The following is a 12,278-nucleotide window of genomic DNA, read 5'->3' on the forward strand; positions in this document are numbered from 1 at the left end:
TGTCGCGCGCTACTCGGTCTTGGCCGGCTCGGGGAAGATCGCGGTGAACAGCTGCCCGACCCACTCGAGCAGCTGTGCGTCGGGGAGCGGCTCGAGACCCACCCCGACCGCCGCGGGGACGGTGGGCATCGGCACGACCAGCGCCTCTCCCCCGGCCACGAGCTTCGCCTTCGGGTAGAGCCGCTGCAGCCGCACCTTGATCGAGTCTTCGAGCCGCGCGGGCGCGATGCGCAGGTTCGAGCCCATCACGACGACGTCGGTCAGCCCGACCCGGGCAGCGCGACGGCGCAGACGCGAGATCGCCAACAGGCCTTCGACCTCTTCGGGCGGCGTGCCGTAGCGGTCGACGAGCTCTTCGACGACCAGATCGATCGCCTCATCCTTGGCGGTCGCCGCCGAGGCGGCGGAGAGCTTCTGGTAGGCCTCGAGCCGCAGCCGCTCGCTGTCGATGTAGTACTCGGGGATGCGCGCATCCAGGGGCAGTTCCAGGCGCAGCTCCTGCCCGGTCTCGACCTCGTCCCCGCGGAACGTCGCCACGGCCTCGCCGATCATGCGCAGGTACAGGTCGAATCCGACGCCCGCGATGTGTCCGGCCTGTTCGGCGCCGAGCAGGTTGCCCGCCCCGCGCAGTTCGAGGTCCTTCAGCGCGACCTGCATGCCGGAGCCCAGGTCGTTGTTGACCGCGATGGTCTGCAGACGGTCGGCCGCGGTCTCGCTCAGCGGCTTCATCTCGTCGTACAGGAAGTACGCGTAGGCCCGCTCGCGCCCTCGTCCGACGCGGCCACGCAGCTGGTGCAGCTGACTGAGTCCGTACTTGTCGGCGCGGTCGATGATGATCGTGTTCGCGTTCGCGATGTCGAGACCCGTCTCGATGATGGTCGTCGAGACGAGCACGTCGAACTTGCGCTCCCAGAAGTCGTCGACGACCTGCTCGAGCTGGTGCTCGCCCATCTGTCCGTGCGCGACCGCGATCCGGGCCTCGGGAACGAGTTCGGCGAGCTCGCTCGCGACGCGCTGGATCGACTGCACCCGGTTGTGCACGAAGAAGATCTGCCCTTCGCGCAGGATCTCGCGACGGATCGCCGCGGCCATCTGCTTGTCGCTGCGCGGGCCGACGAACGAGAGGATCGGGTGCCGGTCCTCCGGCGGGGTCGCCAGCGTGGACATCTCCCGGATGCCGGTGACCGCCATCTCGAGCGTGCGCGGAATCGGCGTGGCACTCATGGCGAGGATGTCGACGTTGGTCTTCATCTTCTTGAGCGCGTCCTTGTGCTCGACGCCGAACCGCTGCTCCTCGTCGATGATCATCAGGCCGAGGTCCTTGAACATCACCTGGTCGGTGAGGATGCGGTGGGTGCCGATCACCATGTCGACCGAACCCTCGAGCAGGCCTTGCAGAGTGAGACGCGCCTCCTTGTCGGTCTGGAAGCGCGACAAGGGCCGCACCTTGACAGGGAAGCCGGCGAAGCGCTCGGTGAACGTCTCGAGGTGCTGCTTCACCAGCAGCGTCGTCGGCACGAGCATCGCGACCTGCTTGCCGTCCTGGATCGCCTTGAACGCCGCACGGACCGCGACCTCGGTCTTGCCGAAGCCGACGTCGCCCGAGAGCAGCCGGTCCATCGGGATGGGCCGTTCCATGTCGGCCTTGATCTCGTCGATCGTCTGCAGCTGGTCCTGTGTCTCCGCGAACGGGAACGCCTCTTCCAACTCGCGCTGCCACGGGGTGTCCGGGCCGAACGCGTGGCCCTTCGCGCTCATGCGCGCGGAGTAGAGCTTCACGAGCTCGACCGCGATGTCGCGCACGGCCTTGCGCGCCTTGCCCTTGGCCTGCGACCAGTCGCTGCCGCCCATCTTCGAGAGCGTCGGGGCCTCGCCGCCGACGTACTTCGAGAGCAGATCGAGCTGATCCGTCGGCACGAACAGCTTGTCGCCCGGGTAGCCGCGCTTGGACGGCGCGTACTCGAGAACGAGGTAGTCGCGGATCGACTTGGTGGCGTTGCGCCCGCCGGTGGACACCTCGCGCTGGGTCATCTCGACGAAGCGGCCGATGCCGTGGGTGGCGTGCACCACGAAGTCGCCCTGCTTGAGCTGCAGCGGGTCGACCACGTTCTTGCGCCGCGAGGCGAGCTTCTTGACGACACGCTGATCGCCGCCGATGGTCCGGCCGTAGAACTCGTTGTCGGTGAGGACGGCGAGCTTCGCCTCGGCCACCTGGAAGCCGGCCTCGACGGATCCTGTGACGAGGGTCGCGACACCGCCCTCCGGTGCGTCGGTGAGCGTCTCGACCACCCGCGCGGCCAGGCCGCGGTCGGCGAGCACGTCGCGTGCGCGATCGACCAGACCGTGACCGGCGGCGATCACGACCACCCGCCAGCCGTCGGTCACCTTCGCCTCGACGAACGAGATCGCGCCGTCGACGTTGCCGTGGAAGGAGGGGATGACGGCGGCGCCGAGGTTCGTGGCCTCCGCATCGCCCTCACCGAGCCCGGCACCGAACGGGCTGAGCCGCCACCACACCCCGCCCCGGTCGCGCACGACCTCGCGCAGCTCGGCGATGGTCAGGAAGTCACCGGCCCCCAGATCGATGGGCGCGGAGGCGCCGGAGGTGGCGGCGCTCCAGGCGGCGTCGAGGAACTCGCGGTTGGTGTCGCCCAGGGTGATGGCGCGCGCACTCGATCGCTCGGGATCGATGACCGCCGTGGCGCTTCCCGCCGGCAGGTACTCGGCCAGCGACTTCAAGGGTCCGGCGACCGCGGGGAGCAGCGACTCCATGCCTTCGACCGGGATGCCCTCGGCCATCTTCTCGAGCATGCCCGAGATCGCCGGGAAGCCGCCGACGAGTGCGCGGGCCCGATCGCGGACCTCGGCCGTGAGCAGCAGTTCGCGGGTGGGCGGCAGGTCGACGCCGGTGACATCACCCGGAAGCGAGCGCTGGTCCGCGACGGAGAACGCACGGATCTGGTCGATCTCGTCGCCGAAGAACTCGACGCGATAGGGGTGCTCCGACGTGGGAGGGAAGACGTCGAGGATGCCGCCGCGCACCGCGAACTCGCCGCGCCGCGACACCATGTCGACGCGGGAGTACGCCCGTTCGACCAGCTGCTCGACCACGCGGTCGAGTTCGTGCCCCCGGCTGCCGACGCCGAGTTCGAGCGGGGCGATCTCGCCCAGGTTGCCGGCGATCGGCTGGAGCGCGGCCCGCACGGACGCGACGACGACGAGCGGGTGGTCGCCCGACCACTCCGCGATCCGGCGCAGCGTCTGCAGACGCTGACCGACCGTGTCCGGGCTCGGGCTGAGCCGCTCGTGCGGCAGCGTCTCCCAGGCGGGGAACGTGAGGATGTCGGCGTCGGGCAGGTAGGCGTGCATCGCCAGCGCGAGGCTCTCCGCCCGCCTCCCGGTGGGGACGACGGCGAGGAGGGCGGCCGGGTGTCCCGCCGCCGCCCTCTTCTCGAGCAGGCCGGCGAGCGCCGGGGCGTCGAGCCCGTCGACCAGGCCGAGGTCGGCGTCGGTGCGCGCCCAGCTGAGGGCGTCACGGTACAGAGACGCCTCTTCCAAGGCGCGCAGAATCCCCGGAACAGTCACCGGACAAGACTAGTCGCGCCCACGGACACTCCGGCCGCCGCGCCCGTCGAGGAACGCCAGCCTGCCTAGGCTGTCGGGATGGAATCCGTCGCCCTCACCACGCCCCGACTCGTCCTGCACGCCCCGACGGAGGCGGACATCGACGCGATCACCGAAGCGTGCCAGGATCCGGAGATCCCGCGCTGGACCACCGTGCCGAGTCCGTACACCCGCGAGGACGCCGCGCAGTTCGTGCGTCTGTCAGCCGCGCAGTGGGACGCCGGTTCCGAGGTCGTCTGGGGCATGTATGCGGACGGCGAGCTCGTGGGCATGATCGGTCTTCACAACATGACCGATCACTTCACGGGCGCGACCGCCGAGCTGGGCTACTGGGTGACGGCCGGCGCACGGGGCCGCGGATATCTCACCGAAGCAGCAGCGGCCGTGATCGATTGGGGTTTCGTCGGACTCCGGCTCGTCCGCATCCGCTGGCAGGCCGTCGCGGGGAACATCCCCTCGGCCCGCGCCGCCCGGGCCCTCGGCTTCCGCTACGAGGGCCTGCAGCGGCAGGCGCTGACGAGCCCGCGCGGGCGCGACGACGGCTGGATGGCCGGCCTCCTCCCCGGGGACGACCGCACGCCGGTCGACTGGCCGATCCTCTGAGGGGCGCGCCCCCGGGTGACAGTGTCGGCGCCCGATGACAGGATGAACCCATGCCGGAGATGCCGGAAGTCCAGGGCCTGACCACGTTTCTCGCCGAACGCGCCGTCGGGCGCACCATCACGCGCGCGACCGTCTCGGCGATCGCCGCGTTGAAGACCTACGATCCTCCGATCCACGCCCTCCAGGGAGCCACGATCACCGCGTCCGCGCGTCTGGGCAAGTTCGTCGTGCTCTCCTGCGGCGACGAGCTGCACCTGGTGTTCCACCTCGCGAAGGCCGGGTGGCTGCGCTGGTACGAGACGCTCCCGACCACGCTCATCAAACCGGGCAAGTCCCCCATCGCCCTGCGCATCGCCCTCGACGACGGCAGCGGTTTCGACCTCACGGAAGCGGGGACCAAGAAGTCGCTCGCCGTGTACGTGGTGCGCGATCCGCAGGAGGTGCCCGGCATCGCCCGGCTCGGCCCCGACCCTCTCGACCCCGCGTTCACGCGCGAGGCGTTCGCCGCCCTGCTCGAGGATCGGCGTATGCAGATCAAGGGGCTGCTGCGCGATCAGGCGGTGATCGCGGGCATCGGCAACGCGTACTCGGACGAGATCCTGCATGCCGCGCGCATGTCACCGTATGCGATCGCCGGAAAGCTCGACGACGCCGAGATCGACCGCCTGTTCGGAGCCATGCGCGAGACGCTGACAGAGGCGGTCGCCCAAGCCTCCGGCAAACCGCCGGCGGACCTGAAGGATGCCAAGCGCCGCGGCATGCAGGTGCACGCGCGCCGAGGAGAAGCCTGCCCGGTGTGCGGAGACACGGTCCGCAGCGTGTTCTTCGCCGACCGCTCGCTCGAGTACTGCCCCACCTGCCAGACCGGTGGCAAGGTACTGGCCGACCGCCGCCTCTCCCGACTGCTGAAGTGACGGCGGACGCGCCGCACGGTGAAGTCGTCTGTCGCGGAATGATCTGTCGCGGAATGAAATGCGCCCGAACGCGTTGAGTACACTCAGAACAACAACGTGCTCCGGGGTCGGTGGGAATCCGAACCGGCGGTGACAGTCCGCGAGCGTCTCGAGAGATCGGGATGCCGATCCGGTGGAATTCCGGGACCGACGGTGATGCGAGGGCGACCTCGCTAGTCCGGAAGGGAGGCAGCACGAGACGCATCCGTGCGTCCGTTCCGCCACCCCTGTCTGAACCCGGAGCCTCAGAGGAGGACGACGGATGGCAGTGAACGCGGCAGAGCGCCACGCGATGGATCGCGCGCTCCACCTCGCCGCCCGTGGACCGCGCGGGGCGAACCCGCAGGTCGGTGCGGTCCTCCTCTCCCCCGACGGCAGGGTCATCGCCGAGGGCTGGCACCACGGCGCCGGCACCCCCCACGCAGAGGTCGACGCGCTCTCGAAGCTCGCACCCGGCGAGGCGCGAGGAGCGACGGCCGTCGTGACCCTCGAACCCTGCAACCACACCGGCCGCACGGGCCCCTGCGCCGTCGCTCTCATCGACGCGGGCGTCGCACGCGTGGTGTACGCGCTCGACGACCCCGGCGTCGCCTCAGGCGGCGGGGCGGAACGCCTGCGGTCCGCAGGCGTCGACGTCGAGTCGGGTGAGCAGGCGGACGCCGCACACGCGCTCATCGCCGGATGGCTGACCGCCCAACGACTCGGACGCCCCCATGTCACTGTCAAGTGGGCGCAGAGCCTGGACGGCCGCGCGGCCGCCGACGACGGGTCGAGCCAGTGGATCACGGGGCCGACCGCACGCGCCGACGTGCACCGCCGCCGGGCAGCAGCCGATGCCATCGCGGTCGGCACCGGAACAGTGATCGCCGACGACCCTGCCCTCACCGCCCGTGACGGCGACACCATGCTCCCCGACCAGCCGATCCCGGTGGTCATCGGATCCCGTCCCACTCCGGCCGACGCCGCGGTGCACCGGCATCCGCACACTCCGCTGTTCTTCGAGACCCACGATCTGCACGCGATCGTCGCCGACCTGCACACCCGCGGCGTGCAGAGCCTGTTCGTGGAGGGCGGCCCGACGCTCGCCAGCGCCTTCATCGAGGCAGGACTCGCCGACCGCGTGCTCGCCTACATCGCCCCGGTGCTGCTCGGCGGCCGAAGGCTCGCCCTGACCGACATCGGCGTCGGTTCCATCGACGAGGCCCGACGCCTGACCGTCGACGAGTGGCTTCCCCTCGGAGACGACCTGCTCGCGATCGCGCACCCCGCGCACGCCACCGATCCCGCGGAAGACCCGCAGAACGAAGGAGCCGCCTGATGTTCACCGGAATCATCGAGGAGATGGGCGAGATCACCGCGATCGCCTCCGCGGGTGACGGCTGGCGCCTGACCGTCCGCGCGCCCCGGGCCGCAGCGGACGCCGTGCACGGCGAGTCCATCGCCGTCTCGGGTGTGTGCCTCACCGTGGTGGGGTCGACCGCCGACACCTTCGACACCGACGTGATGAAGCAGACTCTCGACGTCGCCGCGATCGGGTCGGCGACGGTCGGAACCCGCGTGAACATCGAGAAGGCGATGCCGGTCGGCGCCCGTCTCGGCGGTCACATCGTGCAGGGCCACGTCGACGGCACCGGCGACGTGCTCGAGGTGCGCCCCGGCGCGCAGTGGAGCGTGCTGCGGATCAGCCTGCCCCTCGACCTCGCCCCGCTCGTGGTCGACAAGGGGTCGATCTCGGTCGACGGCACCTCGTTGACCGTGAGCGCCGTCAGCGCCCCTGCAGACCCCTCCCCCTGGTTCGAGGTCTCGCTGATCCCCGAGACCCTCGCCGCGACCACGCTCGGCGTCCGCGCCGTCGGCGACCGCGTGAACCTGGAGACCGACATCCTCGCCCGGCACGTCGAGCGCCTGCTCGCGTTCCGCGCCGCACCGGAAGGAGGCTCGCGATGAGCCTTTCCACCATCGCCGAGGCCCTGGAGGCGCTGCGCGCCGGGCGTCCCGTCCTCGTCGCCGACGACGAGAACCGCGAGAACGAAGGCGATGTCATCCTCTCGGCAGAGCTCGCGACGCCCGAGTGGGTGGCGTGGACCGTGCGCTGGTCGTCGGGCTTCATCTGCGCCCCGATGCCCGCCGATCTCGCCGATCACCTGAACCTGCCGCCGATGGTCGCCGCCAGCGAAGACGCCCGCTCGACCGCATACACGGTGAGTGTCGACGCCGCGCAGGGGGTCACGACCGGCATCAGCGCCCACGACCGCGCCCACACGCTGAACGTGCTGTCGAACCCGGAGTCCACGTCGACCAGCATCATCCGGCCCGGCCATGTGCTGCCGCTGCGGGCGGTCGACGGCGGGGTGCGCGAGCGCAGCGGCCACACCGAGGCCGCGGTCGAACTCATGAAGCTCGCCGGTCTCCGCCCCGTCGGCGCGATCGCGGAGATCGTGGCGGAGGACGGCAGCATGATGCGCCTTCCCGGCCTGATCGAGCTCGGTGCGCGCGACGGCGTGCCGGTCATCACGATCGAGCAGCTGATCGCCCACCTCAACGAGATCGATCCCGAGGGCGCCACCCCGAATGCGCATCGCGGCCGTCGCGTGAGCCTGCGCGCCGACGCCACCGTGCCCACCACGCACGGCACCTTCCGCTTCCTCGCCTACAAGGACCGCATCACCGGCACCGACCACATCGCCGTCGTCTCGGGCGAACTCGGCGAGACCGCGCTCGTGCGGGTGCACTCGGAGTGCCTGACCGGCGAGGCGTTCGGCTCGCTCAAATGCGAGTGCGGCCCGCAGCTCGACTCCGCCCTCGACGCGATCGAGAAGGAAGGCGGGATCGTCATCTACATGCGCGGCCACGAGGGTCGAGGGATCGGCCTCATCAACAAGCTGCGTGCCTACAGCCTGCAGGAGGAGGGGCTCGACACGGTCGACGCCAACCTCGCGCTGGGGCTGCCCGCCGATGCCCGCGACTACGCAGCGGCGGCCGGCATCCTCTCCGACCTGGGCGTGTCGAAGGTGCGCCTGCTGACGAACAACACCGACAAGGTCGCGCAGCTGCGCGAGCTCGGCCTCGACGTCGTCGAGCAGGTGCCGCTGATCGTCGGTGTGGGACCCAACAACCACCAGTACCTGGAGACCAAGCGTGACCGGATGGGTCACATCATCGGCGAAGCGGAACTCGCAGAGGCGCTCGCCCACGGAGAGGACGACAAATGAGCGGCGCAGGAGCACCCGAGATCGGCACCATCGACGGACGCGGTCTGAACGTCGTCATCGTGGCCGGAACCTGGCACGAGACGATCTCGAACGGCTTGATCGCCGGTGCGGAGCGCGTGCTGGACGCGGCTCGGGCCACGCACCGACTGGTGCGCGTGCCCGGCTCGTTCGAACTCGCGATCGCCGCCCAGGCGGCCTTCGCCGGCGGGGCGGATGCCGTCGTCGCACTCGGCGTGATCATCCGCGGGGGCACACCGCACTTCGAGTACGTGTCGGCGGCGACCACCGATGGCCTCACCCGCGTCGCCCTCGACGCCGGCAAGCCCGTCGGCTTCGGCGTGCTCACCCTCGACGACGAGCAGCAGGGTCTCGACCGTGCGGGCCTGGAGGGCTCCAAGGAGGACAAGGGCGCCGAAGCAGCGGATGCTGCCCTGCGCACGGCGCTCGTGACACGGGAGCTGCGCGGCTGAGGTCAGCCTGCCCTTGCTAGCGTGAAAGGGCTCTGCACTCGTACGGTGAGGGCATGGAGACTCTCCGTCATATCGTGCTGTTCGTCCACCTCATCGGATTCGCCGTGCTCTTCGGCTCCTGGGCCGCGCAGGCGTTCGGCGGAAAGCGTGAGTTCACGCGCCTGATGAACATCGGCATGGCGATCGCCGCGGTCGCGGGCCTCGCGCTCGCGGCGCCGTGGGGCATCTCCTACGAGCTCAACTACGTCAAGATCGGCGTCAAGCTCGTGATCCTGCTCATCATCGGCGCCCTGCTCGGAATCGGCCTGGGTCGTCAGCGCCGCGGTGCGGCCATCCCGCCGGCGGTGTTCTGGCTGGTCGGCATCCTCACCGCCGTCAACGCCGCGATCGCCGCGATCTGGCGCTGAGCCGTCAGCGCGTCCGCGGCGACGCCGTGCTCGCCCGCACGATGAGTTCGGTACCGACGAGCGGGGTCTGCTGACGCTCGACACCGTCGAGCTCGGCGAGCAGCGCGTCCACCGCGAGCGCGCCCACGCGCTCCGGGTGCTGCTGCACGGTCGTCAGCGGCGGCCAGAGCTGTGCCGCATCGGGCAGTCCGTCGAACCCGACGATGCTCACGTCTCGCGGCACGTCGAGCCCGATCTCTCGGAACGCACGCAGCACGCCGATCGCCATCTGGTCGTTCGCCACGAACACCGCGGTGACACCGTCGATCGCACGCAGTTCGAGACCGGCTGCGTAGCCGGACGACGCGGTCCAGTCCCCCGCCAGCGGCTCCGGGACCGTACGCCCGTGCGTCTCGAGCGTCTCCCGCCACGCTTCACGGCGGCGCTCGGCGGAGTAGGAGCGCGCGGGGCCGGTGACGTGCCACACGGTGTCGTGACCGAGTTCGAGCAGGTGCTCGGTCGCGAGCCGAGCGCCCTGCGCCTGATCGGTGTCGACGAACGGATGCGTCGCCGTGCGGTTCGAGTCGACGAACACGACGGGAAGCGCCTCGGGGATCTCGATGTCGGCCTCGTCGAGCTGATGCGCCTCGATCACGATGATGATGCCGTCGACCGCGTGCTCCTCCAGCCGACGGAACGCACCGGCCACGGTCTCGCCCGCGCTCGACTCGACGGGGATGAGAGTGAGCGCGTAGCCGAGCTGGGCGGCGCGCACGGCGATCGCATCGAGCGTGCGCTGGTTCCCGTAAGAGCTGAACGAGAACATCACGACGCCGATCGTGCGGAATCGCCCTGACCGGAGTGCGCGGGCGGCGCTGTTCGGCCGGTACCCCAGACTGTGCATGGCGGCCTCGACACGCTCGCGCGTGGCGGCACCGACGTAGCCCCTGGCATTGACGACGCGCGACACGGTCTGGCCGGAGACGCCGGCCTCGCGGGCCACGTCTTCCATCGAGGGCTCACGTCGACGCGTCGACGTCTCTGTCGGATGCTCCGGGGTCACGATCACCCATCCCCTCATATGTTGACGTTGACACACTACCAGTCGGTCCAATATGTTGACGTTGACACACGGCGCACGGTGCGCCCGAAACGTAAGAAGGACTCGTCGATGACGACTGAAATCCCCGCAGCCCCGGGTGCCCCCGGCATCCGGCGCCGCGACAAGCGCGACTGGAGGGGATGGGCCTTCGTCGGCCCGTTCATGGTCGTGTTCGCCCTGGTGTTCCTGACGCCGCTCGCCTATGCGCTGTACCTGAGCTTCTTCCAGGAGAAGCTCATCGGCGGCACCGCGTTCGTGGGGCTCGACAACTACGTCCGCGCCCTGAGCGACCCGCAGTTCTGGGAGGCGTTCGGCCGCGTACTGGTCTTCCTCGTCGTGCAGGTGCCGATCATGCTGATCCTGGCCCTCGGCGCCGCCCTCGCCCTCGACAGCGCCCGCCTGCGCGGAGCGTCGTTCTTCCGCATCCTGATCTTCCTGCCCTACGCGGTGCCGGCCGTGGTGGCGGTGCTGATGTGGGGCTACATCTACGGCGACCAGTTCGGCCTCACGAGCAACATCAACGACATCCTCGGCGTCGATGCGATCACGCCGTTCGCCAAGGAGTGGATGCTGGTCTCGATCGGCAACATCGTCACCTGGGAGTTCGTCGGCTACAACATGCTGATCTTCTACTCGTCGCTCAAGACCATCCCGACCGACATGTACGAGGCGGCCTCCCTCGACGGCGCCGGGGCGTGGCGCACGATCTTCTCGATCAAGATCCCGTCCGTGCGCGGAGCGCTCGTGATCGCCACGATCTTCTCGATCATCGGCAGCTTCCAGCTCTTCAACGAGCCAAACATCCTGCGCCCCCTGGCCCCGAACGTGATCACGACGTTCTTCACGCCGAACATGTACGCGTACAACCTGTCGTTCGCGGGGCAGCAGTTCAACTACGCCGCGACGATCGCCATCATCATGGGCGTCATCACCGCGGTCATCGCCTACGTCGTGCAGCTGCGCGGCTCGAAGTCGGAGGTGCGCTGACATGGCACTCCCCCTCGCCCGCCCCGCGCACCGCCGCCACGATCCGCTGAAGCCGCGCACGTCGAACACCCTGCTGATCGTCATGATCCTCTACGCGCTGTATACGCTCGTGCCCCTGGTGTGGCTGCTGTTCAGTTCGACCAAGACGCAGGCGGGACTCTTCAGCTCGTTCGGACTGTGGTTCGCCGACGACTTCGCATTCTTCGACAACCTGGTCGCCACGTTCTCGTATCGCGACGGCATCTTCCTGCGCTGGCTCGGGAACACCCTCCTGTACGTCGTGGTCGGCGCCGGGGGCGCGACGCTGCTCGCCACCATGGCCGGCTACGGACTCGCGAAGTTCCGCTTCCCCGGACGCCGTGCGGTGTTCGCCGTGGTCCTGGGCGCCGTGGCGGTGCCCGGCACCGCCCTCGCGGTCCCGACCTTCCTGCTGTTCAGCGAACTCGGACTGACGAACACGCCGTGGGCGGTGATCATCCCGTCCCTCATCAGTCCCTTCGGTCTGTACCTGATCTGGGTGTTCGCGTCGGAGTCAGTGCCGACCGAGCTGCTCGAGGCGGCCCGCATCGACGGCGCAGGTGAGTTCCGCACGTTCTTCACGATCTCGATGCGGCTGCTCGCGCCCGGCATCGTGACGGTCGCGCTGTTCACGGTGGTCGCCACCTGGAACAACTACTTCCTGCCCCTGATCATGCTCTCGGACCCCGCCTGGTATCCGCTCACGGTCGGCTTGAACCAGTGGAGCGCCCAGGCCATCGGCGCGGGGTCCCAGCCCATCTACAACCTCGTGATCATGGGCTCGCTGCTCACGATCGTGCCGATCGTCATCGCCTTCCTGCTGCTGCAGCGCTTCTGGCAGTCAGGTCTCACCGCGGGAAGCGTCAAGCAATAGCTCCCCGTACCCCCTGCATCACCTCTGCGATCCGACGCTGGACCGCACC

Annotated in this window: 11 protein-coding genes; 9 read left to right on the forward strand and 2 right to left on the reverse strand. The window is 69.5% G+C overall.

Annotated features, from left to right (window positions below):
• Positions 1-9: 9 nt before the first annotated feature.
• A complete protein-coding gene (gene mfd, locus GLO27_RS00810) occupies positions 10-3,585 on the reverse strand; it encodes a transcription-repair coupling factor (RefSeq protein WP_031207203.1) in 3,576 nt (1,191 codons plus the stop codon).
• 78 nt (positions 3,586-3,663) lie between these two features.
• Between mfd and GLO27_RS00815 the strand changes: the two genes are divergently transcribed.
• From GLO27_RS00815 to GLO27_RS00845, 7 genes are all read left to right on the forward strand, one after another.
• Entirely contained in the window at positions 3,664-4,227 is a 564-nt protein-coding gene (locus GLO27_RS00815) for a GNAT family N-acetyltransferase (RefSeq protein WP_021199503.1), read from the forward strand.
• A gap of 50 nt (positions 4,228-4,277) precedes the next feature.
• Positions 4,278-5,141, forward strand: coding sequence for a DNA-formamidopyrimidine glycosylase family protein (locus GLO27_RS00820; RefSeq protein WP_021199502.1), 864 nt, complete (start codon positions 4,278-4,280; stop codon positions 5,139-5,141).
• Between the two features lie 301 nt (positions 5,142-5,442).
• Entirely contained in the window at positions 5,443-6,498 is a 1,056-nt protein-coding gene (gene ribD, locus GLO27_RS00825; RefSeq protein WP_167253163.1) for a bifunctional diaminohydroxyphosphoribosylaminopyrimidine deaminase/5-amino-6-(5-phosphoribosylamino)uracil reductase RibD, read from the forward strand.
• Positions 6,498-7,127 (forward strand): riboflavin synthase, encoded by a 630-nt coding sequence (locus GLO27_RS00830; protein WP_167253165.1) that lies wholly within the window; start codon positions 6,498-6,500, stop codon positions 7,125-7,127. Before ribD ends, GLO27_RS00830 begins: the two co-directional genes overlap by 1 nt.
• Positions 7,124-8,392: a GTP cyclohydrolase II gene (gene ribA, locus GLO27_RS00835; protein WP_167253167.1), complete on the forward strand. Its 1,269-nt coding sequence runs from the start codon at positions 7,124-7,126 to the stop codon at positions 8,390-8,392. The genes GLO27_RS00830 and ribA overlap by 4 nt, the downstream gene beginning before the upstream one ends.
• Positions 8,389-8,862, forward strand: coding sequence for a 6,7-dimethyl-8-ribityllumazine synthase (gene ribH / locus GLO27_RS00840; protein ID WP_021201043.1), 474 nt, complete (start codon positions 8,389-8,391; stop codon positions 8,860-8,862). The genes ribA and ribH overlap by 4 nt, the downstream gene beginning before the upstream one ends.
• Before the next feature lie 53 nt (positions 8,863-8,915).
• A complete protein-coding gene (locus GLO27_RS00845) occupies positions 8,916-9,269 on the forward strand; it encodes a hypothetical protein (protein ID WP_029260425.1) in 354 nt (117 codons plus the stop codon).
• Positions 9,270-9,273: 4 nt separating this feature from the next.
• Here the strand turns inward: GLO27_RS00845 and GLO27_RS00850 are convergent, their stop codons facing one another.
• Complete coding sequence (locus GLO27_RS00850; RefSeq protein ID WP_084487441.1) at positions 9,274-10,260, reverse strand: LacI family DNA-binding transcriptional regulator; 987 nt, start codon at positions 10,258-10,260, stop codon at positions 9,274-9,276.
• 159 nt (positions 10,261-10,419) lie between these two features.
• Here GLO27_RS00850 and GLO27_RS00855 point away from each other — a divergent pair, with 159 nt between their 5' ends.
• Entirely contained in the window at positions 10,420-11,337 is a 918-nt protein-coding gene (locus tag GLO27_RS00855; RefSeq protein ID WP_021201040.1) for a sugar ABC transporter permease, read from the forward strand.
• An 82-nt stretch (positions 11,338-11,419) separates the two neighbouring features.
• A complete protein-coding gene (locus GLO27_RS00860) occupies positions 11,420-12,229 on the forward strand; it encodes a carbohydrate ABC transporter permease (RefSeq protein WP_231479886.1) in 810 nt (269 codons plus the stop codon).
• Positions 12,230-12,278 lie beyond the last annotated feature (49 nt).

Origin of the sequence: Microbacterium sp. Be9 (assembly GCF_011754135.1) — a bacterium.
GTDB classification, from domain to species: Bacteria; Actinomycetota; Actinomycetes; order Actinomycetales; family Microbacteriaceae; genus Microbacterium; species Microbacterium maritypicum_A.